Here is a 23,693-nt window from a genome sequence, read left to right as displayed (position 1 = left end):
AATAGGTCCTTCCGTATCTCTTACTATCACGTCCTGGAAGGCTGTTATTGAATTGCCGAAATTATCTCTTGCCGTCCAGCTTATCCGTGTAGTTCCCACAGGATAAGCTGCCGAAAGACTCTTGTTGTCCGCACGTCTACCTTCCAAGGACACCACAATTCCACACAAATCAGATACAGATGGATTTGGCACCGTCACCAATGCCTCACATTTCCCAACTTCCTGATCGACAATAATTGAGGTAATCCCTGTGAAAACAGGAGGCACAACATCTCTAACATTAACAAACTGATCCGCACTTGTTTGATTACCTGCATCATCTGTGGCTATCCAAGTAATCTTGGTTTGGCCGGTAGGGAATGGATCGCTTAGATTTCTTCCGTCTGATCTGACCACTCGAAGAGGTCCAACATCACTACAGTCACTGACTACCGGAGTCGGTACGCTGACAATAGCACTACAAATTGTACCGGAAGTTTGAGTAACGTTGAAATTATTCAATGTCGGGAAAACAGGTCCTTCCGTATCTCTTACTATCACGTCCTGGAAGGCTGTTATTGAATTGCCGAAATTATCTCTTGCCGTCCAGCTTATCCGTGTAGTTCCCACAGGAAAAGCTGCTGATAGACCCTTGTTGTCCGCACGTCTACCTTCCAAGGACACCACAATTCCACACAAATCAGATGCAGTTGGATTTGGCACCGTCACCAATGCCTCACATATTCCAACTGCCTGATCTACTATAATTGAGGTAATCCCAGTGAAAAAAGGAGGCACAATATCCCGCACAAAAACAAACTGATCTCTGCTGGTTTCATTTCCTGCCTCATCAGTGGCTATCCAGGTAATCTTGGTTTGACCGGTTGGGAAAGGTTCGTTCAGGTCTTTTCCGTCTGATCTGACAACTTTGAGAGGTGCGACATCACCACAATCAGTCACAACAGGGTACTGCACATTTATCACTGCGCTACAAACTGTGCCTGAGGATTGAGTGGCGTTAAGATTTGGCAAATCTGGAAACACAGGCCCTTCACTGTCTAGGACAACTACATCCTGGAAGCTTTCACTGGTATTCCCCGCTTTATCAGTGGCAATCCATCGGATTGTTGTTTTTCCGATAGGAAATAATTCATTCATTTCCTTATTGTCAGATCGGACTGAAACCACACTTGCCATTCCACTGCAGGGATCAGTCACTGCCGGAACAGGAACAGATACAAATGCACCACAATCTGTGGCAGAAGCTTGGTTGACAGTAATGGTAGTCAATGCTGGGAAAACAGGTCCTTCAGCATCCAAAACAATTACACGGAATTTTTTCTCAGAAATATTTCCAGCAGCATCAGTAGCACGATAGGTTAACTCCGTAGCTCCGATTGGAAAAAAGTCTCCATTTTGTATAGAACCCAACAATTCTAAAGTTCCCGGATTGGCATCGGTCACCGTAGGGGTAGCCCAGGAAACCTTGGCACCGCATGCACCGGGTGTATTATTAACCCGGATGTCCTCCATAGTAATTACCGGGTTGGTATTGTCTATTGTGACAATTTTAAAAGTCCCTGGTGCAGTAGTTATAGTTCCAGTTGTTCCTGCGAAAATGTAATAGGCTCCATCAGGAAGGAAATTCCCATCAAAGTCCTTTCCATTCCAAATCTTATCAACTGACTGACCTGCCCCTAGGGAAAAGGTTAGAAATCCAGAAACTACTGGTCCATTAAATTCAAACTGTTTAATTCTAATTACGAAGTTTGGAATGTTACTTGATCCACCTGGTATTCCAGATCCATTGTTATTAAAAGCAGTAATCGTAGTAACATCCTTTACCCCCGCACTGGAAGCTTGATTTGGTGAAAAAGGAGTCGGTGAAGCCGCACTGATTTCAGCCCTTCCATCCGTAAACACCGTTGTCGCAATTAGTCCGGAAGTTTGTCCTGTGGCGGTAAGCGTAAAGGTCACCCCCAAGTGGTTTTCCTTGACCAAAAACTGACTGTTGGAAAAGTTGCCCGAAGCATCTGCCGTGGCTGTCAGGTCATGGGAAAGCAAACAAGTCGCCAGTTTTGGTTCCTCGTCAAAATGAAGGACGATCGTTTCTCCGGGTTTCCAGCCTGAACCGGTAATAGTTACATATTCTCCTGGTGAATAGTCCAACTTATCCGTGGTGACCGTGGCCTGTCCAAAGGCCTCCCCTATTCCAATTGCGGAAAGGAGAATTGTAAGCGTCAAAAACAGCGTTTTGCCTTGCTTGAGTAGAGGTTTAAATCCCATATACTTAAAATTTTAAGGTTTCGAAAAGAATTGGGGATGGTCTTGACTGGAAAAAATTAATACGCTGAAAAATCAAGACCTTTCCTATGATAAATATCAAAATGAATTTTTGAAATAAAAAAGCATTTTTTACTTTTTGAAATAATTATTTAGCCTTTCAAATAATGTTTTATGTATTTAAAATCATAAACCCAATCATCAAACTAAGAAAACATCACCTAAAAAGTCCCAAATTTCAACAGAAAAGGCCTTGACAAAATTTTATTTTGGCATCAATTGAAAAAATAATATTTTAAAAAAATATTTCATCAAATTTCAATTTTTTCTAAAATCAAAAAACCACTTTTCCGTTTTATCGAACATTTTGGGTTTCAAAAATAAAACTGCTTCAAAAATTACCTTTTTGATCTTGGGCAAAAGCCTATTTTCCTTAGTTCCCAGACAATACATATATTGGAAATCAATTCACTCCGAATAATCGGAGTTGCCCTCTCCTTTTTAAAGTATGAGTTTAAAGTCTTGGAAAATTCTCCAAATACTAGCAGGAATTTGGCAATCTAAAATTTCTCTTTGGATGGGGCTTGTTTTACTCTTGGCCTCCTGTAGCACAAGAATTGAATCCGCACCACCCTTCAGCATTTTCCCAAACAAAGATTATACACCAGAGCAAGCCTGGGCCATTGCAGATACTATTCCAGAATATAGAATTGAATTCAACCCTGGGATTACCCGTGATCAATGGTGGTTGGGAACTTCAATAACAAACAATTCTGATTCAATTCAGGAGTTGTTGTTTGTGCCAAATAACCCACATATCAATAGAATTCTTGTTTTTGAAGATCAATCCTCTTTACCAAAATTTGAATTGGGGGATTTTCAGTCTTTTGAGAAAAGGCCATTTATAGACCGGGATTTAGTTATTCCCATTACCCTTCCTCCTGCTTCCACCAAGAAATATTTGATTCTTTTGGATAAGGTTGGGGAAACTTTCCATATCCAGCCAGAGCTAGTTGATTTTCAGACTTTTTACCAAATGAAGTCGGATGACACCTTAATCATGGGCTTGATTTTAGGTTGGATGTGCATCATTTTCATTTTCTCCATCTTCTTTGCCATCGAATTAAAAACTTGGACGGGAGCGATATATGGAGCTTATGTCTTTTCCATTTCCCTTTGGCTTGCTACGCATTGGGGTTTAACTTTTCAATATTTATGGCCTAGCCAAGTGGATTGGGTAGCCATGGCAAGACCATTTTTCAACCTACTGACCAACATCCTGATATTACTTTTGGTCGTTAAATTTTTCCCTCCAAAAACTACCGGTAAGTTCACTGCAAAACTGATTTGGGGAATTTTATTTATTCAATTGGGACTTCTTTTAGCCATTTTATTTCCAATAGGAATTTTGGAAAACATTGATTTCAAGGTCAGTTTCTTACAATTTACCCTAATAGTATCCCTATTAACCAACATCTTATTAATTTTCTATTCCTATCAACAATGGAAAGCAAACGTCCCATTGGCAGGGTATTATCTGATTGGAATAGCTTTTCTGGCTCTTTTTGGGATTGTCCTTCAGCTCAATCAAAAGATTCTCCCTATGGGTCTTCCTCATTATTTGGTGGATTTTGGGAGTGCATTTGGATTATTGGGAGAAACAGGGATTATCACTGCAGCCTTTGCCAAAAGGGCGTCAATTTTTAAGAAAGAAAAGGAACAGCTCACCATAGAAATTCTGGAAAAAGAAAAGCAGGTGGCAGACCAGTTGATCCAGGTTCAGGAAGATGAAAGACAAAGACTGGGAAGGGATCTACACGATAGCATCGGAGGAATGCTGGCCAGCTTGTTTATCAAGACGGAATCCATTTCAGATAAATATCCGAATGTTCCTTTAGGAGAATTCAAGCAATTAATCGAACAAAGCATTCAGGAAGCTCGATCCCTAAGTCATAATCTTACACCTCATCATTTGGAAGAAAATGGCCTAGAAAACGTCCTAAAACAACAAATCGGACTTCTTAGACAAAAGTACCCCATCGACTTCAACTTTTATTTTCAGATTAATTCTCCGATTAACAAGTCCTTACAATTAATTTTATACCGGATTTCTAATGAATTGCTTCAAAACATCGTCAAGCATGCTCATGCCCAAGAGGCTTTATTGAGTATTGCCGAACAAGATGGAAAAATTGAGCTTATTGCAGAAGATGACGGGAAAGGAATTGACCAAACATCCACTTCCCAAGGAATAGGCATAAAAAACATCCGCGAACGTGTGAATTACCTTAAGGGAAATTTGACACTTGAAACAAATCAGTCGGGAACCACCATTACGATTATCATCCCCTTACATGCTGAACTTTAGAGAAATCAAAATACTTCACATAGACGATCACCTTCTCTTTGCTCAAGGAATATATTCTTTACTCGGAAATGAAACTTTCATCGAACAGCTAGTTCATGCACAAACTTTCAAGGAAGGTTTTAAGATGGCTATTGAATCCAAGCCGGACTTGATCTTGTTGGATTATTTTCTTCCTGATTCCAATGGAGTTGAATCTCTAAGGGTATTAAGAAAAACCTGTCCTAAAGCCAAAATCCTCCTTTTGACCATGGAAACCAGTCCGGAAGTCATGGAGAGATGCAAGCAGGAAGGAGCCATTGGTTTTTTGCCAAAATCTATCAGCAAAAAATCTTTGCTAGAAGCCTTGAATAACGCTTTGGAGGACGTTCCTACTTTTCCAGTTTTAACAAAATCCACTCCCAAGCCTAATTCCGAATTAAATATTCTCAGTAAACGAGAAAAACAGATTGCTATTTTGGTATCAGAAGGATTAACCTCAGCGGAAATAGCTGAAAAACTGTTTTTGAGCGAATTGACAGTCAATACGCATAGAAGAAATCTGATTCAGAAGCTAGGACTGAAAAACACCGCACAGCTAATAGCAATGGTTGGGAATCTTAAATATTCCAGCACAGGTAATTAAAACAAGTATTTATTTTACTCCTCTATTTTTCATTTTGAAATCCTGAATTGATATTCTTCCTCGAGCGGAGTCCCTTTTTTTATTAGATTTAGCTTTAATACTAATCAGGATTCCCCTTGAAAAAATTTTTGATCTGCTCTATTCTAGTTTTGGCTTTGGCTTCCAAAGGGATGTCTCAAAGCATAGAATTGGAAACTGACCTCAACCAATATTTCCTAGCTACCCAAGCCAAGGACTGGAATAAGGTGCTTGATATGGTCAATCCAAGAATCTTCTCTATCGCCCCAAAGGATATGATGCAACAAATGTATTCTCAGATGGAGAGCGACTCCGGCATGAAGTTTCATTTCTCAGAGATAAAAATTCTGGGGTACAAAACTGAATTGATACTCCAGGATACCAGCTATGTGCCTGTAGATTATTCGATGATCCTCAACATCAAACTAAACCCTGAAATATTCAAAACTCCTGAACATATCAATATGCTTCACCAAGGATTTGAAAAAACCTATGCTGGTCAGGAAGTTCAGTTTGATCAAGAAAACGCCCAATTTTTCATTGGTGTGAAGAATACGCTGGTGGCTAGCTCTGCTAAAAATTCAAATCAGTGGTTTTTCAGTGAATACAAAGCCAATGATCCACTTCTGAGCAAAATCTTGCCTGCCGAGGTCATTGATCGACTTCAAAAAGGCTGGAGTCAATAATCCAAAAAAATCCTCTATCTCAACCCATTTCTTTTTAAACTTAAATTTCAAAACCCAAAACCTATGTCCTTTCTAGATCAAATCTCCTCTCCGACTCTCCTTATCGACGAAAAAATCACCCGAGCCAATATCAAACGAATGGCCGATAAAGCTCATAGTCAGGGGAAAAAGCTGGTTCCTCACTGGAAAACTGCCCAATCTCACGAAATAGGCAAATGGGCTGAAGATTATGGAATCACTGAAGTAACAGCATCCTCTATCAAGCTTGCTGAATATTTGTGCGGACAAGGTTGGAAGAACATTCACATCGCCTTCCCCTTCAATATTCGGGAGACCAAGAGATTGGATCGTTTGGCTGAAAAGCAAAGTCTTTCTGTTCAGATCGTCAATCCTATCACTGCCAAACATCTCGCGGATAATCTTACCCATGAAGTTGGATTTTTCATTGAAATAGACGCAGGTTATGGCCGAACTGGGGTTCATGTGTCGGATTTTGGGACTATAGAGGAAATCCTCCGAGCTTCTAAAAAATCCAATCACTTAAAATTCAAAGGTTTCTATCTGCACCCTGGGCACACCTATTATACAGCAGACAAGGCTGGCATTTACGATCAAAGCAAAGATGCCCTGAGGATGTTGAAGACCAAATATCAAAGTGAATTTCCGGATTTAGTTACCCGAATTGGGGATACTCCAGGTTGCTCAGTGATGGAGGACTTTGGAGATGTTGATGAGCTTGGCCCTGGAAATTTTGTGTTTTTTGACCTTATGCAAGCCGAAATGGGAAGTTGTAGAAAAGAGGACATTTCTGTTTGTCTGGCCGTTCCTGTAGTGGATATCAATCTTCAGAGAAAGGAAATTCTCGTTCACGGAGGCGGAGTGCACTTGGCAAAAGATGTTTTGGTGGATGAAAAGGGAAATAAAAATTTCGGAGAGGTAGTTCTTTTAAATGAAAAGGGATGGGAGATATTGAAGGATCGCTCTTATCTGAAAAGCATTTCCCAAGAACATGGAGTAATCAAGGCTTCTGATTCACTTCTCCAATCCGTAAAAATCGGAGATTTGCTAGGCATACTTCCAATTCATTCCTGCATGACTGCTGATTGCATGGGAGCTTATTTAAGTCTGGATGGCAAATGGATTGATCATGCTGAAGGTTGTCATTAATTATTAAAAATTGACTCATTAATTGCAATCCCAACTTTAGATTGTTCTCATTTTCTTAAATTCAAATTCTTTTAAATCAACTTATTATGAAAAATCTAAAAATTCTTTCCTTTCTCTTTTTCTTCATGCTTGTGGGATTTGCAGCGCATGCTCAAGTTCCTAAAGTTCCAAATGTTGGATCAGCCGATCTTTCCAAGCAGGTTTTGGGAATATTGGACAATACAAGCGGACTTAACTTGACAGGAGACCAAAGTTCCAAACTCAAAGCAAACAATAAGTCCTTTGTAGACCAATTGATGAAAATCACGGGAGGATCAGACTCAGATGATAGCAAGAAATCCAGCATTCTAAATTTGAAAAATGGTAGAATGAAATTTCTGAATGATCTATTGGGAAATGAACTGACCCAGAAATACATGGGAAGCGTGCTCAAATCCATCAATCCACTCAAATCGAAATTAGGTCTAGCAGCTCTTGCTTTCTGACTTCAATTCCTACAACTTCAGGCCTTGGAAATCATCCAAGGCCTTTTTTTGTACCCACTATGAAAAAACTGAGTTACTTACTTCTATCCCTGATCATTTTCTCCTGTCAAAAACCTAAACAGGATTTTGAACTTTGGCTCACTGACCCAAAGGCAAATATCTTTTTCGAGAAACAATCTGAAGTTTTAAGTACAGGTACTCCAACTGAAACCATTCTTCTGGATGCAGAAACCACTTTCCAAACCATGGACGGTTTTGGGTATACCTTGAGTCAGGGTTCTGCAAAACATTTATTGGCCATGAGTGACTCTGCCCGCTCTGCGGTTTTGCATGAACTTTTTGATGAGGGTGAAAAAGATATCAGAGTTTCATATCTGAGACTTTCCGTCGCTGCTTCGGACTTGAATGAATTTCCTTTTTCTTATAATGATTTAGAAGATTCCCTGGCTACTGATCCGAGTTTGGAAAACTTCAGTTTGAGTTACGACACCTTAGACGTGATTCCGGTTTTGAAGGAAATCTTAACCATTAATCCTAAAATCCAATTGATGGCATCCCCATGGTCTCCTCCTTCTTGGATGAAAGACAACAAGGATACGAGAGGAGGATCGCTTTTGGAGGAATTTGAATCTGTCTATGCCCAGTATTTGGTGAAATACATCCAGGAAATGAAGAAAGAAGGAATTCAAATCCATGCACTGACTATCCAAAATGAACCCCTTCATCTTGGAAATAATCCCTCACTTTTGATGCTTCCAGAGCAGCAAGCAAGATTCATCGGACTTCATTTGGGGCCAGCATTTCAGGAAGCTGGGATCCAAACCAAAATCATTGTTTACGATCACAACGCCGATCGCCCAGATTATCCTATAACTGTTCTTCAGGATTCAATTGCAAATCCCTTTATTGACGGATCTGCTTTTCACCTATACGGCGGAAAAATTGAGGCTTTGTCTGAAGTTCACCAAGCTTTTCCTGACAAGAACATTTACTTCACCGAACAATGGGTAGGAGCACCTGGAGATTTGGCGGGAGACATCTCTTGGCATATCAAAAACCTGATTATCGGAGGATCCAGAAATTGGGCAAAAACTGTCTTAGAATGGAATTTAAGCTCAAATGCTGAGTTAAAACCACATACAGACCGGGGCGGATGCGACCGTTGCCTTGGTGCAATTACTATTGATGGAGATCAAGTGACTAGAAATCCAGCGTATTACATCATCGCACATGCAAGTAAATTGGTTGATCCCGGGTCAGTACGAATTGATTCAAACGAAATCAATGGACTCTCCAATGTGGCTTTCCAAAGACCAGATGGAAAAAAGGTGTTAATTGTCTTAAATGACAGCGATCAGCCCAAGGGCTTTGAAATTAAGGACAAGGAAAAAGTGATTTCGGCTCAACTGAATTCTGGAGCGGTAGGCACTTGGATTTGGTAAAATTTTATTTCCATTTAGGTTCTAGCCAAAGCAAGCCCAAAAACAGAAGCATTCCAATCAAACCAAACCAAGGAGAAATTGGTGATTTTGGCCTTTCCTGATTAGAAATTGAATTAGCCTTCAATTCATTGATCCAAAATCGGGAATGTAAGGTTGGTAATTCAAAATCGCTGTAGGCATAAATAGCAAATTCCATTTCAGAGCTTAAGCTGATCCAAGAATTAGTTTCTCCTGACCAAGTTAAGGAAGCTAGGAAAGGATTAATCAGACTCTTTTTCAAGCCGATTGTATCCGTTTCAAAAATCAAATGAGAAGGTAAACTATCCTTGTCAAATACCTGGATTTCATTGGGAATACCTGAGAGAACTGGCCTGTCAAGTCTCCAGGATGAGAACTCATCAGGCTCCAATAAACCAAAAAGAGTTCCCCAAACAGATTCGTAATCTTCCTCCTTTCCCTGAAGAAGTAAAGGAAAGCTGGTTTCCAAAAGGCTCATAGCTATAGCACTTCCTGTAGAATTTTGGATTGCAATGCTGGATTCTGCCAAAAGCTTTTGATTGGGCTTTTCCTCAAAAGCAAAAGGTAAAGCATTCATTCCATTTTTCAGGACTCGCCCACTTTCGCTTCCTGAATTTGACACTTGGAAATCTGTACCAAAGAGTTGATTTAATCTTTTGGCAGTCTCCTCCGGCTTTGAAACCTGAATTATCACCAAGGCTCCTTTTCCTTCCTTAACCCAGTTTTGAATTTCCTTTTGCTCAAGTTGACTGGGATCAATAATTCTGACTTGGAGAGAATCTGAGTTTCCGCTGCTTAAAAATGTCTCTCTGGATAAGCGAATTTCTTCACTTACTCTTTCGCCTTTTTCTCTTAACCAATTGGCGAGATTGCGACTTTCCGCTCCAGGGAAACCCAATTGAAAATGATAGTTTTTGGGTTTTGAAGGGCCAACAAAATATCGAATTGTAGTAATCGTGTCTTGATCCAAAAGCAAAGGAATTTCACTTCTCCCTTGACCTCTTGAAGGGAATTCCAATAAAATTTGATTCCAACCTTTTTCAATTTTTACAGGTTTAAAATCAGGAATTTGCAAAGAAATCGTAGATGTATCACTTGAAGAAAAAATCTCAAAACCTGTTCGTTGAATCTCCCCTTTTCTGAGGTATCCTTTCCAGGAAATATCAGCAAGTTCCCCATGAGATTGGGGCAAAACCCATTCAAAATTTTGGCCCTTCAAGGCGTACAATTCTTCTTTCGTAAAATGCCTCCCAAGCAAGAAAATTTTCTCACCTGTAGGTTCAAACTCTTGAATTGAAACAGCTTTTTTGAATTGCAAGCTGTCTTTCCATAATTCGATTTCAGAGTCTTTTAATCCTTCTTCAAAAACTAGTACTTGATCTTTTTCAGGATCGAGGTATGTATAAGGTCGTAAAAGTATTAACCCAAAACTCAGTAAAAACCCAATTAGAAATAAGCTTTTCAAGACAGTTCTTTGAATCGAAACTCCTTTTTTAGCATGAAAATAAATGGGTAAAAAGCCCGCCAGAGTTATCACCAGCAAGGATAAAAACAGCAACGGCCATCCAACTATGGGATCAAAGTCAAAACTCATTGCCGCTGTTTTCTAAATGAACTTTTAAGTGCCTCAACTCCTAAATAAGAGGAATTGGTAGACTTGTAGGACTTTGCCAAAGGATAAAGCTTTTCTCGGAGATAGTTTTTTCCATTTTCATCCAATTGGCCCAATTCCAATTCCCTCAGGTAGCGCAGCAAACTCCAATCCTGCAAACCTGAATTTTGCATTCGAAGCGCCCAAAGAGAGCCTAATTCACTTATTTTCCCTTTATCGGCTACCGATAATTGAGTTTTTACCAAAAGGCCCAAAACTTCAGAGGCAAGAGGCTCAATCTCCTTTTCCAATTCCGTCTGATCCTTTTGGATTTGCTTTTCCAAGTCAGTCAATTTTCCTGAAAGCCGTTTCTCTTCCTCCTTAATCGGAGGAGGATCATACCCTGTTTTCTTAATATAAACCCGGGATTTTTGCTGGACAGTCTTCAGCATTTCCAAGGCTTTGTATTGGTAAGGCAAGGACTTTTCAGGTTCAAAAAGCCGCAGGTACAGTTCAGCTTGCCACATCTGATCCAAAGCTGATTTGAGAGCACCTCGAGTAGATTGCTCATAGTACGTATTCAACTCCCCATCGTCGTGTGCATGCATAAATTCACTCAGCAGGCTTTCTATACCCTCCTCTTGTTCTTTTTCCGCTCCATGTTCCTGATGGGTTTCAACAGGTCTAAAATCTGCCTCATGCTCTCCTTCTTGGTCATGCAAATGCATAAACCCAGTCAATAAATCTCCGTCCTCTGACTCTTCAATTGCCCCGCCAGCATCAGATTCAAATTCTTCTCCCAGATATTGCCCATAGCGCAGCCGTAAAAGCTTTTGGTCATAGCCGATCTCATTCGAAGTGAAATTGAAGTCCTTGTCTGCCTTTTTTCCTTTTTCGGCAATCAGCTTTTCCGTGTCGATGATGATTTGCCGCTGACTTCTAAAATATTCCGGAAGAACCTGGATCGCCATTCCTTCCATGGCCATTCCTTGATCATCTTTTTCATCATAGTATTTTAGAAAATAAGTATCCGTTCGGGAAAAATTAGGTTCGGGAGCCTTATTATCCTTCGCCTGCCAATAATAGTAGAGTTCGTCCCCAGGCTGAAAATCCAAGGCCGATACATCTAAAATAAAGCTGGAGTTTTTGGAGGAAAAAGCAGCTTTTTCGACTGGAAAACGGACTTCCCGGAATTTTACATTTTCTCCTCGACCTCTTGCCAACGTAGCTATGATTTCAACTTGAGTTACCAAAAAATCATCCTTGATATCCGCTTTAAGGTTGAATTTAGGATTGTTTCCAAGGAAAAAGAATCGGTAATTTTCCTTTTCCTCAGGAACAATTTCCGGGCTTTGGTCTTCAATGGATTCTAAAGTATAGAGCTCCGATTCGAAAACTAGATTTCCATTTTCTAAGGCCTGAATCGAATAAAGCCCCGAACCCAATAATTCCTCTCGAAGGGAATATCGGTTTTTATCCGAAGAAAATGAGAGCTTCTCCCCTGCTGAATTCACCAAAAAAACTTCCAAGTCCTTTTCAGAAGAAAACTGGAGATTCCAAGTCAGCATAGAACCACGAATCGCCTGAACTTCCAGAGATTCCTGAGTCCGCTTTGGAATTCTAGTATAAGCCGGAGAAATGATTTCCAAAGAAGCCTGCGAAAGAACAAAGGCATCGGAAGTGACAGTTTCACTTACCAATTCTGACTCCTGAGAACTAGTAGATTCCAAAAGATTTGGCTTACCTGTAAAACTTGGAACTAGCCATGTCAAGGCATAAACTACTGCCAATCCAATGACATAAATCCACAATCCTTTATGAAAAATCCAGATTCTGGGAGGAATCTGGGAAGCAATTCGCTCCAATTGAAGTTGATCAGCTAGGCTAAATTTCTTTTTCTCCAACAATTCCAGACTAAACTCCAGATTACCTGCCCGTTGATGGATAAGTGCCAAAGCTTCTTGCCTATGCCTCCTGAATCCTCCAAAAAGATAGGCGAAAACACTTACGTTTGCCGCACCTAGAATCAGTTGAATACTATCATTTACTCCAACAAGGAATAAAATCAACCTGATAGATAAGGCCAATAAAATCGCTTTCAGCCAGGCGTTTAGTGACAACTGACTCTCTATGGAAGCAATATATTTTGTTAGCCTATTCACAGATTTTTTCTAAATGCTAAATAGCGTTCAAAGCAGAATAAGAGCACAATGAATACCAAGAGATATTCATTGGTATTCGCTTTTTTGGCAAGTTTGGAAGTCAGGATTTGGTTAAACTTCTTTTCCAATTCAGCAGAAGAAAGCTTTCGATCAGGTTCAAATTCAATAAATGAAAGAACCGGATCTAAAATCAATTCCGGAAGAATTCCTTTCTCAATCACTTCAGCCCAAGTTAAACTGACAGGACTTCCCAAATTGATTTCATTCTTAGAATCGGGTTTTTGTTCCGAATCAACCAAGAACAATAGCTGATCCTCTTTAGGCTGAAGAGGCTTATTTTCTGAGAAAACGACTTGTGCTTTAAGAGAATCAGTTTCTGAGAAATTCAATCCATAGACTTCTGTAATAGCTGATAAAGCCGATAAAACCTGACTTTTATTTTCTTCTGAAAGCTCTATAAAAACTGGAATACCCTGTGTCAAATCAATCAGCTTTTCAATTCCTTTTTCCTCAAATCGCTGAAGAATACCTTGGGAATCCAATCCTAGAAATTGATCTGAACCCAAGTCAACAAAGAGTTTATTTTCCAAAAGATCGGATTCAGACAGGTGCAAAATGGGCCTTTGAGGCAACCAGTAGGCATTTTTTTGAAATTCCTTTCCAGCACCCAAAGTATAGATATGTATGCTATCCCAATCATTTGGGACTTCATCGAAAAAGCTTTGCAAGTTGTTGCCTTCGAATTTTTCCTCGGGTAAAACCCCTTCTTCATACTCAGGCAATCCCTCTGCAAGCCATAAAACGCTTTCTCCTTTTTCCAAAGCCTGAGTCAATTCAAACCTAAATTCCGATTCAATTGCAGCATTAGGAATAGCGAGATGAAGAACTCTAGGTTCAGAGTTTTTTGATAATCCTTTTATCAAAATGCCCACGACCAAAAAGACCAGGGTAGTCCAAAGCAATAATCTTGTCAGTAATAAAACTTTCTCCTCAAGTTTGAGAGATTTGCTGGATTGGGATTCTTTAGGGTTTAACCAAGCAGTTGCAGCCCAGGCAATGACTTTTCCCCGCTTTCCATTCCATAAGTGAATGGCAACTGGAACAGCCAATCCAGCCAATGCCCAGAGAAAATTTGCCTGAACCCATTCCATCACTTCAGCTGCTTTCGGTTTAGGATTCTTCTTGCCAGCTCAGCTAAGGGAGTCTGCATAGAGGTTCGAATCAGTTGAACTCTCGGTAATTGGAAACTTTCCTCAAGTTGATCCAAATAGGCCTCAAATCTCTTTCTGAACTCATTTTGCAGGCTTTTTCCATCCTGAATCCATTCCTGATTAGACTCCAGATCTTTGAAAATGAAGTTTCCATCAAGATTAAAATTCAATTCTTGCTCGCCCAAAAGCTGCACCAGAATCAATTCCTTTCTAGGATGCTGAAATGCCTTGACCAAGTTTTCCCATTCATTTTCCTTTTGCAAAAAATCAGATACCCAGATGATAAGCTCTCTGTTTCGACTTTGGGTCAGGTAGGTAGGAATCTCTGAAATTGGCCAAGAACCATGAGCATTTTCATTCTCTAGGTGAAAAAGGATTCGCTGAAAACTCTTGGGTGTTGGCGCGACCTTTTGTTCAATTTTCCCCTCCGCTAAAGTATAATAACTCAAAGAATCTCCCTGCAAATACCCTAAGTAAGCCAAAGAGGCCAGAAGATTTTTAGCATAATCCAGACGGGAGAAGCCATTTTCTTCATAATTCATGGATCCGGAAAGATCTAGCATCAACCGGACATGAAGGTTGCTTTCCGTAGTTGATTCCTTGATCATGTATTTTCCATATCGGGAAAAATATTTCCAATCTATCCGCTTCAAATCATCTCCTGGCCTGTAATGGCGATATTGCTCAAACTCGCTGCCCACTCCCACACGAATTCCGGAGTGGATACCCTGACGAAGCTGTTCCGATATCAATCGGGCAGAAAGTCGAAGGTCATTGAGTTTGATGATCTCCAAGTTACTTGGCATGAACCGGGGTCTGATCTAGAATCTTTGAAATAATGAAGTCTGTATCTAATTGCTCGGCTTCAGCACGGAAATGAAGTGAAATTCTGTGCCTCAGCACCGGGTAAATCAAATGCTGAATGTCTTCGGGAATTACTGAAAACCGACCTTTCAGAATCGCTCTAGCCTTGGAGCAAAGTACTAATGCTTGCCCAGCTCGAGTTCCAGCCCCCCATTCCACATAATTTTTTACCTCTGGGATAGACGTATTTTCAAGCCTTGTAGCGCGAATGAGTCTGGTGATATACGCTAACAAGGAAGAATCCAAATGAACCTCTCGTGTGAGTTTTTGCAAGTCCTTGACTTCTTCTCCACTGAGGACTTTCTCCGGTCTTTCTTGATAGGTTCCTGTAGTTCTTTCCAAAACTTCCAATTCCTCTTTTTCAGAAGGATATCCCAGTTTGATGTACAAAAGAAATCTATCCAATTGAGCTTCTGGAAGCGGATAAGTGCCACTTTGCTCGATTGGATTTTGCGTAGCAATAATCAAAAACGGATCTGGAAGTCGGTAATCTTTCCCTCCGTAGGTGACCATTTTTTCCTGCATGGCTTCCAAAAGTGCGGCTTGGGTTTTGGGAGGGGTTCGGTTGATTTCATCCGCCAAAACCATGTTGGCGAAAACTGGACCCCTGTTAAATTGAAAAAACTTCTTTCCGGTACTATGGTCCTCTTCCAAAACCTCCGTACCCACAATGTCACCTGGCATCAAATCAGGGGTAAATTGAATTCGCTTAAAGCTCAATTCCATCACCTCTGAAAGAGTTTTTACCATCAGGGTTTTTGCCAAACCTGGAACACCTTCCAGAAGGCAATGCCCTCCAGCCAAAAGGGTGATAATCACTTCGTCCAGAACTTCCTCCTGGCCGACAATGACTTTTCCAATCTCTTTTTTCAGCAGTGGAAGTTTATCAACCAGCTGCTTGTAATAGTTCAAATCCGTTTCCAAGTTGGTTTAGGTTAAGGCATAAACGATAATATTCACCCCAAATCGTGTATTGTCAATTTTCAGAAAGCGTTTGTTTCTGAAGTCGTAGTCCCATTCGCAGCCGTAATCTTTGTTGCTGTACAAAACCCCGATTCGTCCATTGATTTGAATAGCTTTCAAATAATCATGCACCAAATCATCTCCCCAGCCATTTAATTCAAATGAAGTGGCTGGAGGTCCATCTTCAAAATTGAAAAAGCAGCGGTAGAGGTAATGGTCGTTTGGAATTTTTTGTAAGGCATTCGAACCGAAAGTTCGAGCCATTTCTTCCTCGAAGGATTTTGCAAAAAGGCCGTCAATGTCGTGATTACAATCATCCACAAAGACAAATCCCCCTTGCTCTACATAGGTTTTGAAAATCTTCCTTTCCTGCTGGGAAAATTCTACCAACTTATGCCCACTGAGGTAACAAAAGGGACTTTTGTAGATTTCCTCACTGCTCAATTCAACCACCCGCTCTTTTTCATCGACAGGAATCGTAGTATACTCCACCAAGCTATGGAGAAGATTGGAAGGCATTCGCTGATCCGTATCCCAATTGCCTGAGTTGTATTTGATTCTTGTGAAAAAGAAGTTACCAGTCGGCAGTTTCCAGTTGGCAGTGTGCATTCGATTCAGTTGACAATGAGCAGTAGTCATTAAGCAGTAAAAGTGGTCAGTTGCCGGAAAACTGACAACTGACCACTGCAAACTGTCTACTGATTAAACAGCGTCAGACAAAGACGTGAAGGTGAAATCCCTAATTTTCATCGGAGGAATCATATTTCCACCGGTTCGCTCTGGTTTACCCATTGCTTCAATGTTATTTAACATGATGATTGGGCTTTCATTGAATCGGAAGTTTTTCACCGGGAACTTGATCTGTCCATTTTCAATATAGAAAGTGCCGTCACGGGTTAGTCCTGTGTAGAGCAAAGTCTGAGGATCCACAGCTCGGATATACCAGAAACGGGTTACCAAAATTCCTCTTTCGGTATTTCTGATCATATCTGCCAAGGATTGGTCTCCTCCCTCGAAAATTATTCCCTGAGGACGAGGAACAGGTTGCACACCTTGCTTTTCTGCCCAGTATCGGGAATAGAACATATTTTTCACCACTCCATTTTCTACCCAGGTGGTTTTTTCCAAAGGAAGACCCTCACCAGACCAAGGTGCAGAAGGAATATCTGGATGGGTTGGATCAGAGTAGAAAGTAACTCGCTCGTCGAATAGCTTTTCTCCCAGTTTGGTTCCTCCGCCCTTTTTGCTCAGGAAGCTTCTGCCTTCATCCGCATTTCTTGCATCCATGCCAAAAGTCAGCAAACGAAGTAAATCATTTGCAGCCATTGGCTCTAGGATTACGGTATATTTTCCCGGTTCAATTGCTTGAGCATTAACTGATGCCTTGGCTTTTTGAACAGCTACATTGGTCACAGGACCAGCTTTCAAAAGTCCAGCATCATTGAAATCTCTTCCAGCATATCCAGAACCAGTTCCGTCAGCAGTCCTTACTGTAACGGTGAAATCAACGGAAGTAGATTGGTTGTATCCAAAAAGGCCCTTACTGTTACCAGTAGCTACAAATCCTGTGAAGTCCTCCAAATAACCAGCAGCAGTCAGATTATTATCTGCGCAAGGCTGGATACTGTCAAAAGCTACCTGAGCACGGTAATCAGGGTTGATTGCGTCTGTAGCTTTTGCGAAGGTTTTGGAATCAGCATATTTCTGAGGACCTAGCATTGGCATATATTCTGGATTCTCAGGAGCCAATTTGGCGATCTCTTCCGCTCTGGCAACTGCCTTTTTCAGAGACTCATCGTCTAGTTCGTTGATGCTGGTAGTTCCAGATCTTTTGCCATATACCGAAGTGATATTCAAGGAAATCTCATTGGTTTCCCCACTGGTATTTACTGTATTTCTTGCATATCGGATGTTTCCGGTTCTACCTCCACTAATTGAAACCTCGGTTTCATCCGCTTTAGCAAAGGAAAGCACCTTATCAATAATTGCTTTTGCTTCTTCTTGAGTTAGTATAGCCATGATGTTGATTCAGTTTAAATGGTTCTACCGGTATTGATTACATTCACTCCGTCAAAACGGGTAGTAGCACTACCGTGAGACACAGCGGAAACCTGAGAAGGCTGTCCTTTTCCGTCAAAGAAAGATCCGAACAATCGATAATCATCTTTATCGCAAACTGCAGAACAGCTATTCCAGAATTCCTGGGTATTAGACTGGTAAGCCACATCTTCTAGCATTCCGGCTATTTCACCGTTTTTGATTTCGTAGAAAACTTGTCCACCAAACTGGAAATTGTAACGCTGCTGGTCAATGGAATAAGATCCTCTTCCCAAAATGTAGATTCCCTTTTCGATATTCTTAATCATATCATGAGGACTCATTTTTTCAGTTCCCGGCTTCAAGGAAACGTTTGGCATTCTTTGGAATTGAACTGAACTCCAGTTATCAGCAAAGCAGCATCCATGAGATTCCTTTTCTCCGATGATTTTCGCCTGATCTCGGATTGCCTGGTAGTTAACCAAGACACCATTTTTAATCAAATCCCATTCTTTGGCTTTCACTCCTTCATCGTCCCAACCTACATTACCAAGAGAATGAGGCTGAACTTTGTCGGCAACGATATTGACTTTGTCTGATCCGTACTTGAAGCTTTTGGTCTCCCACTTATCCAAGGTAGCAAAGCTGGTACCCGCATAGTTGGCTTCATAGCCTAGGACTCTGTCCAATTCCAATGGGTGCCCCACTGATTCGTGAATGGTCAATCCCAAATGGTCTGGATCTAGCATCAAGTCGTATTTCCCAGGAACAACAGATTTTGCAGTCAATTTTTCTTTGGCATGGTTCGCTGCGGCAACGGCATCCTCCACCATATCATAGCTATTTCTGTAGCTATTAAATCCTGCAGGATTCATGAATTTTTCTGATGTTATGCCATCCAAATATTCATAGCCCATACCCATAGGAGCAGAAAGTGCCTGTCTGGAACGGAATAATCCTTCCTGTCTATTTACCGCGGTTACAGTAAAGTTTGGCCAGATTCTATGGATATCCTGATCAATGTATGATCCATCAGTAGAAGCAAAATACTTTTGCTCATTGACCATAAATAAGGCAGAATTGACAAAAGCGGCTCCATTTTGAAGGGCAGCATCATTTACAGAAAGCAGTAAATCGATCTTGTCTTTTACGGGAACTTCCATTGCATTCTTCTGAATAGGAGTTTTCCAGCTTACTTCTCCAAAGGATTGAACAGGAGCCAAAACTACCGGTTCTTTTTGAAGCTTTGAATTTGCCTTGGCAATGGCCACAGCGGTTTCTGCACATTTTTTTATCCCGTCAGGGGTTACATCAGATGTGGCAGAAAATCCCCAAGTTCCATTTGCAATCACCCGAATACCCACACCAAAAGATTCGGCGTTGGTGATTCCTTGAACATTCTTTTCCCGGGTAAAAAGGAATTGCTGGAGATATCTTCCGATTCTCACATCGGTGTAGGTTGCACCAAGTGATTTAGTCGTGTTTAGGGCTACATCAGCAAGGATTTTTTTGGAAGCAGCATCCATTCCTGGAGTCATGAGGTATTCAGCAGGCACAGGCTTGCTGTAACTCACCAGACTTGGAATCATCATTGCCCCCAAACCAAGCCCTGAAAGATGAATAAAGTCTCTTCTTTTCAATGGATAATTAGTTTTAGGGTTAGGTAAAGTTCTCTTTGCTTAAATGTAACCCTAAACTCAACGCAATTCAATTGGAATGTTACAATTGCGGTTATTTGGCCTTATCTGAGGGGAAATCCCAAGGATAAAGCAAGTCATTTGAAAAAATAAAGCCCGACAAAAGCCTTCAATTCGCGGAAATTTGAAGGTAGAGTTAATAATTAATCGGAATTCCGATAGATCAAAAGCTCTAATTCTCTTGGTTCTTTTTCTCTTCTTTTTCCTGCTTTTTAAAATACTTTCTGAATAAAAAATTAGATCGAAGTGCCTTCATGTTCTCGTTGAAGTTTTCCGTACTCAATTCCAAATTGGTCATCGTCTCCATTAAGGTGGCTCTAAAAAGGGAATCCTGATAAATCAATCCAACGGTTCCTTCTCCACGCTGAATATTCTCCAGCATCCCCTTTAATTCTTCCATTACTTGTTTTGCTTCCGCGGTGGTTTTGTCCAGCTGAACCAAGGTATTTTGAAAATTATCAACCATCAGGCTATCAGAAATCAAGCTTGAGGCTAGTCCATCTCCGGTTTTTATTTCCTGAAGTAAATCTTTCCCTTCTCTGGCTAAAGCAGAAGCATTATTCCCCGCTTGGGTAAAAGACTTAATCGCATTACGGAGCTCTTCTCCTATTTTCTCGTCAGATAAGGTCAACCAAAGAGCCTCACTTTGATTTAACTTTTCTGATACATCCGCAAGGTTTTTTAAAGTCATTTCCAAATAATCCCCTGAAACATTGAGCCTGCTAATCAGCTCTTTTGTACCAATTTGTTCCAAAGGATAAATTATATCATCAGCTTCTATGGGCTGAGATTGACCTTCCTGAGGGTGGATCTCAATGATCTTATTTCCAATCAAACCATCCGTATTAATCGTTGTCTTTGCATTTTTAAAAATGTATGTAGCCATGGATTTTTTGATCAAAAGCTCCACTTCAATAATGGAATCATTGGCCATTTCTATTTCTGAAACAGTCCCTACATTCATTCCTTTGAAAAGAACATTATTACCCGGAAGAAGGCCATTTACATCCTTAAGATGTACATAGATAGGAATTGAGGTTCCGAAAATATTTTGGTTTCTACCGATCATATACAGGGAAAACACCAAAAACAATAATCCTGCTATGACAACTGCCCCAAGTTTTGCATCCGCTATTTTTCTTACGTTTTTCATAATCATTCAAAGAAATCTTTGACTTTAGGGTCTTCATTTTTCATTAACTCATCCATCGTTCCTTCAGCGTAATTTCTTCCCTCTATCAGCATGATGATTCTATTTCCCGTCATGCGAATACAGTTCAAATCATGGGAAATGATAATAGCAGCCGTATTGTATTTTTTCTGAATACTATTCATCAAATCGCTAATCTCTCTCGCTGTAATTGGATCAAGTCCCGTAGTAGGTTCATCATAAAGGATGATTTTCGGCCTTAGGATTAATGTCCTCGCTAGGGCTATCCTTTTTCTCATCCCTCCTGAAAGCTCAATGGGCATCATATCAATTGTATGCCCCAATCCAACATCTTCCAAGGCCTGAATTACTGCTGATTCTGCCTTTTCAGCTCTTTCTTCCTTAGTCCAGTGTCTCCTTAATGGAAATTCAAGATTTTGCCTAACCGTCATAGAATCGTATAAGGCATTACTTTGAAATAGGAAACCAACATTTGCTCTCAACTGATCCATCTCATCCTGATCTAAATCACTGATGTCTTGACCAAGAACTATAATTTCACCCGAATCTGGCTCTATCAGGCGAATAATACACTTGATCAAAACCGACTTTCCAGAACCAGATTTTCCAAGAATTACCAAATTCTCACCTTTGGAAAGACTTAAGGTAAAATCCCTGAGTACATGATTCTCCCCAAAGGATTTATTCAAATTACTTACCTGGATAATGGGATCTTCGCTTTCCATAGTCTAGGTTAATCCCAAAATATCCACCACTTGCACTGCAATCAAATCCAGAATAAAAACCAAAAGAGAAGCAACGATTACCGCTGTAGTAGCCGAGCGACCTACTCCTTCAGTACCTTTTTGAGACGTATATCCTTTGTAACAACCTACTATTCCGATGGCAAATCCAAAGAAGATTGTCTTGATTATTGAGGGCAAAAAGTCCCCATAACTCAAAGCATCATAGGCTTGGTATACATATAAGGTCCAACTGACTTCTCCCCGGATATTGGTTCCCAAGTATCCCCCATAAAGGGAAATGCCAATCGCCAAACTGGATAAGATCGGCACCATGACTGTCGCAGCCAAAACTCTGGTTACTACCAAATATTTGAATGGATTGGTCCCTGAGACTTCCATAGCATCTATCTGCTCGGTGACCCGCATGGAACCCAATTCAGCCCCAATCCCAGAACCTATTTTACCTGCACAAATTAAAGCAGTGATTACCGGTGATATTTCCCGAACTAGGGAAACCGAAACCATCGATGGCAAGAGAGCGGCGGCTCCAAATTCAACCAAGGTCGGCCTAGATTGAATGGTGAGCACCAAACCCATAATAAAGGCAGTGATTGATACCAATGTCAAAGCTTTATACCCAATCCAATAGCACTGATTGATGAACTCATCCCACTCTTGCTTTGGCTTGGTCACCTCTCGAAAAAACCTAGCAGTAAATCGGGAAATTTCACCTACTTCTTTGAAAAAGGGCTGATCTATTTTCCTCTCGAGTCCCATATCTTATAATCTACTCTAATTTGGTCAGCTTATGGCTAAAAAGTCAGAAATAAGGTCAACTAAAAAGCTGATTAAAATCAGTTTAGGTCAAATACCAGTGGAAATTAAAATCCTTAATTCTGGCCTAGTTCCAAAGAAATCAATCTTCTAGCTCCCTGAATTAACAAAAAGTCACTGGCCAATTCCTGTTTGAGTTTGTCCAAACTTGCATCCGGATAAAGGTCAAATTTGACATTCTCCAAAATTTCAGGATCTGAATAATAGGGATAGAGCTCAGCGTAGGTTGACTCAAATATTTCCTTCAAAACCGAATCAGAAAGTCTGGCCGAAACATCCTTTAAAATCTCCAAATACTTCGAATAGAGATAAGGATCATCAGCTATTTTCTTGTCTAGATCATCCTCTTTCGAAAAAATGTATTTGGATGAGGAAACTGACTGCATCATTTTGCCCTCATGCGGAATCGCTGAAAAAATATCGTCGTAATCCCAGGGAATGACCTTAAATAATCCTGTTTTTGGATCTATGTAAAAGAAGACTTCATCCGCATAATCCCCATTTCTAACAAGAAAATTAACCGCCATCCAAGTCATGTAATTTTCCAGATCAATTATTTTAGAAAGAGGCTGATAAAGGCTTTCTCCCGATAGCATAGCCGAAGAATGGTAAATCTGCTTGAATGCTTCTACATATTTTTTCGTATCCTCCTTGCTCAGATTTTTTTCGGTTTTGGATTTAGCAATGGAATGACCATACCCCCTTCTTATGACAATGGGACTTTTTATTTCCTGAATCGCCCAATCCTGAGGCCTTTCCACCAAGAAATAAATCCCTTGGCTAGCCTGATTAACTGAAAGGTTGGCGTAGGAATAAAAGAAATCAAGCATTCCCAATTCCTGAAGCATTCCAAAGGCTAAGCGATTTCGGACGTAATATTTATCCATAGCCAAACTCAGCAGGATCAAATGCTTCATTTTGACTTTCCTGCTGCCCTGACCGAATTCTAAAGACTTTTCCAAATCAAGGCTAAGGCTTTTTCTGGGGAAATTTAAAGTGGTTTGTCCCCGGGTATGAATATCCACTGCAGTTACCTCTTCCTCATTGATCAGGACTCGATTGGCATTCAGGTTTGTCTTTCTTCCGGTGACAGCTTTTAGGTTTTTCAATTCTTTTGAATCAAGTTCCAGATTGACCTGATTTTGAATTTTGCCTGAATGATTTGAAAAGTTTGGACCTTCATCCGTCTGAAATCCCTTGGAATCAAATGAAACCCAAGCGAAAATGATCATCAAAAAAAGGAAGAATCGTCTAGTCATTTCAGCTAATGAGTTGATTTCCTTATTTAAGGTAATCAGATTCAACCCATCTAAAAAGCTATCTTTCAATTAATTGAGATACCGAAATGGAAGTCAGTCTCCCACAAAATT

General features: G+C 40.5%; 19 protein-coding genes. 6 read left to right on the top strand and 13 right to left on the bottom strand.

The features are described from left to right. Positions 1 to 2,265 (bottom strand): HYR domain-containing protein (locus DFQ04_RS18280; protein ID WP_166637240.1); only part of this gene is annotated, 2,265 nt, incomplete at its 3' end. Positions 2,266 to 2,770: 505 nt separating this feature from the next. On the opposite strand from DFQ04_RS18280, the gene DFQ04_RS03200 reads away from it, so the two are divergent. From DFQ04_RS03200 to DFQ04_RS03175, 6 genes are all read left to right on the top strand, one after another. Then, entirely contained in the window at positions 2,771 to 4,630 is a 1,860-nt protein-coding gene (locus DFQ04_RS03200; RefSeq protein WP_133552615.1) for a sensor histidine kinase, read from the top strand. Then, positions 4,617 to 5,252 carry a response regulator transcription factor gene (locus DFQ04_RS03195; protein ID WP_133552613.1) on the top strand — a complete coding sequence of 212 codons (636 nt, stop codon included), beginning with the start codon at positions 4,617 to 4,619 and terminating at the stop codon, positions 5,250 to 5,252. Before DFQ04_RS03200 ends, DFQ04_RS03195 begins: the two co-directional genes overlap by 14 nt. Before the next feature lie 116 nt (positions 5,253 to 5,368). After that, positions 5,369 to 5,956, top strand: a complete 588-nt coding sequence (locus DFQ04_RS03190; protein WP_133552611.1) for a hypothetical protein — start codon at positions 5,369 to 5,371, stop codon at positions 5,954 to 5,956. A 63-nt stretch (positions 5,957 to 6,019) separates the two neighbouring features. Next, on the top strand, positions 6,020 to 7,123 hold the full coding sequence (locus DFQ04_RS03185) for an alanine racemase (protein WP_133552609.1): 1,104 nt from the start codon (positions 6,020 to 6,022) through the stop codon (positions 7,121 to 7,123). 86 nt (positions 7,124 to 7,209) lie between these two features. Then, a complete protein-coding gene (locus DFQ04_RS03180; RefSeq protein ID WP_133552607.1) occupies positions 7,210 to 7,608 on the top strand; it encodes a hypothetical protein in 399 nt (132 codons plus the stop codon). Positions 7,609 to 7,667: 59 nt separating this feature from the next. Next, positions 7,668 to 9,050, top strand: a complete 1,383-nt coding sequence (locus DFQ04_RS03175) for a glycoside hydrolase family 30 protein (RefSeq protein WP_133552605.1) — start codon at positions 7,668 to 7,670, stop codon at positions 9,048 to 9,050. Positions 9,051 to 9,054: 4 nt separating this feature from the next. On the opposite strand, the gene DFQ04_RS03170 is transcribed toward DFQ04_RS03175, so the two are convergent. The 12 genes from DFQ04_RS03170 to DFQ04_RS03115 all read right to left on the bottom strand — a co-directional run bounded on the left by DFQ04_RS03170 (position 9,055) and on the right by DFQ04_RS03115 (position 23,582). Further along, positions 9,055 to 10,662 (bottom strand): hypothetical protein, encoded by a 1,608-nt coding sequence (locus tag DFQ04_RS03170; protein ID WP_133552603.1) that lies wholly within the window; start codon positions 10,660 to 10,662, stop codon positions 9,055 to 9,057. Next, entirely contained in the window at positions 10,659 to 12,821 is a 2,163-nt protein-coding gene (locus DFQ04_RS03165) for a hypothetical protein (RefSeq protein ID WP_133552602.1), read from the bottom strand. Before DFQ04_RS03165 ends, DFQ04_RS03170 begins: the two co-directional genes overlap by 4 nt. Then, positions 12,818 to 13,972: a BatA domain-containing protein gene (locus tag DFQ04_RS03160; protein WP_133552600.1), complete on the bottom strand. Its 1,155-nt coding sequence runs from the start codon at positions 13,970 to 13,972 to the stop codon at positions 12,818 to 12,820. The genes DFQ04_RS03165 and DFQ04_RS03160 overlap by 4 nt, the downstream gene beginning before the upstream one ends. Further along, a complete protein-coding gene (locus tag DFQ04_RS03155; RefSeq protein ID WP_133552598.1) occupies positions 13,972 to 14,838 on the bottom strand; it encodes a DUF58 domain-containing protein in 867 nt (288 codons plus the stop codon). Before DFQ04_RS03155 ends, DFQ04_RS03160 begins: the two co-directional genes overlap by 1 nt. After that, positions 14,828 to 15,820 (bottom strand): AAA family ATPase, encoded by a 993-nt coding sequence (locus tag DFQ04_RS03150; protein WP_133552596.1) that lies wholly within the window; start codon positions 15,818 to 15,820, stop codon positions 14,828 to 14,830. Before DFQ04_RS03150 ends, DFQ04_RS03155 begins: the two co-directional genes overlap by 11 nt. A gap of 6 nt (positions 15,821 to 15,826) precedes the next feature. Further along, positions 15,827 to 16,468: a DUF4159 domain-containing protein gene (locus DFQ04_RS03145; RefSeq protein WP_133554332.1), complete on the bottom strand. Its 642-nt coding sequence runs from the start codon at positions 16,466 to 16,468 to the stop codon at positions 15,827 to 15,829. 93 nt (positions 16,469 to 16,561) lie between these two features. Continuing rightward, positions 16,562 to 17,878 carry a TldD/PmbA family protein gene (locus DFQ04_RS03140; RefSeq protein ID WP_133552594.1) on the bottom strand — a complete coding sequence of 439 codons (1,317 nt, stop codon included), beginning with the start codon at positions 17,876 to 17,878 and terminating at the stop codon, positions 16,562 to 16,564. A gap of 14 nt (positions 17,879 to 17,892) precedes the next feature. Beyond that, complete coding sequence (locus tag DFQ04_RS03135; RefSeq protein ID WP_133552593.1) at positions 17,893 to 19,536, bottom strand: TldD/PmbA family protein; 1,644 nt, start codon at positions 19,534 to 19,536, stop codon at positions 17,893 to 17,895. 229 nt (positions 19,537 to 19,765) lie between these two features. Further along, a complete protein-coding gene (locus DFQ04_RS03130; RefSeq protein WP_166637239.1) occupies positions 19,766 to 20,746 on the bottom strand; it encodes an MlaD family protein in 981 nt (326 codons plus the stop codon). 2 nt (positions 20,747 to 20,748) lie between these two features. Beyond that, on the bottom strand, positions 20,749 to 21,489 hold the full coding sequence (locus tag DFQ04_RS03125; RefSeq protein WP_133552589.1) for an ABC transporter ATP-binding protein: 741 nt from the start codon (positions 21,487 to 21,489) through the stop codon (positions 20,749 to 20,751). 3 nt (positions 21,490 to 21,492) lie between these two features. After that, positions 21,493 to 22,266 (bottom strand): MlaE family ABC transporter permease, encoded by a 774-nt coding sequence (locus DFQ04_RS03120; protein WP_133552587.1) that lies wholly within the window; start codon positions 22,264 to 22,266, stop codon positions 21,493 to 21,495. Between the two features lie 113 nt (positions 22,267 to 22,379). After that, on the bottom strand, positions 22,380 to 23,582 hold the full coding sequence (locus tag DFQ04_RS03115; RefSeq protein ID WP_133552585.1) for a CotH kinase family protein: 1,203 nt from the start codon (positions 23,580 to 23,582) through the stop codon (positions 22,380 to 22,382). Positions 23,583 to 23,693: the final 111 nt, after the last annotated feature.

Source organism: Algoriphagus boseongensis (genome assembly GCF_004362805.1).
GTDB lineage: Bacteria > Bacteroidota > Bacteroidia > Cytophagales > Cyclobacteriaceae > Algoriphagus > Algoriphagus boseongensis.
This window is presented reverse-complemented; position numbering and strand designations above follow the sequence as displayed.

Bases quoted from the DNA above. Each gene is read 5' to 3' on its own strand.
- DFQ04_RS03200 (WP_133552615.1), top strand. From the start codon at position 2,771: ATGAGTTTAAAGTCTTGGAAAATTCTCCAAATACTAGCAGGAATTTGG.
- DFQ04_RS03195 (WP_133552613.1), top strand. From the start codon at position 4,617: ATGCTGAACTTTAGAGAAATCAAAATACTTCACATAGACGATCACCTT.
- DFQ04_RS03185 (WP_133552609.1), top strand. From the start codon at position 6,020: ATGTCCTTTCTAGATCAAATCTCCTCTCCGACTCTCCTTATCGACGAA.
- DFQ04_RS03180 (WP_133552607.1), top strand. From the start codon at position 7,210: ATGAAAAATCTAAAAATTCTTTCCTTTCTCTTTTTCTTCATGCTTGTG.
- DFQ04_RS03175 (WP_133552605.1), top strand. From the start codon at position 7,668: ATGAAAAAACTGAGTTACTTACTTCTATCCCTGATCATTTTCTCCTGT.
- DFQ04_RS03170 (WP_133552603.1), bottom strand. From the start codon at position 10,662: ATGAGTTTTGACTTTGATCCCATAGTTGGATGGCCGTTGCTGTTTTTA.
- DFQ04_RS03160 (WP_133552600.1), bottom strand. From the start codon at position 13,972: ATGGAATGGGTTCAGGCAAATTTTCTCTGGGCATTGGCTGGATTGGCT.
- DFQ04_RS03155 (WP_133552598.1), bottom strand. From the start codon at position 14,838: ATGCCAAGTAACTTGGAGATCATCAAACTCAATGACCTTCGACTTTCT.
- DFQ04_RS03145 (WP_133554332.1), bottom strand. From the start codon at position 16,468: ATGCACACTGCCAACTGGAAACTGCCGACTGGTAACTTCTTTTTCACA.
- DFQ04_RS03140 (WP_133552594.1), bottom strand. From the start codon at position 17,878: ATGGCTATACTAACTCAAGAAGAAGCAAAAGCAATTATTGATAAGGTG.
- DFQ04_RS03130 (WP_166637239.1), bottom strand. From the start codon at position 20,746: ATGAAAAACGTAAGAAAAATAGCGGATGCAAAACTTGGGGCAGTTGTC.
- DFQ04_RS03125 (WP_133552589.1), bottom strand. From the start codon at position 21,489: ATGGAAAGCGAAGATCCCATTATCCAGGTAAGTAATTTGAATAAATCC.
- DFQ04_RS03120 (WP_133552587.1), bottom strand. From the start codon at position 22,266: ATGGGACTCGAGAGGAAAATAGATCAGCCCTTTTTCAAAGAAGTAGGT.
- DFQ04_RS03115 (WP_133552585.1), bottom strand. From the start codon at position 23,582: ATGACTAGACGATTCTTCCTTTTTTTGATGATCATTTTCGCTTGGGTT.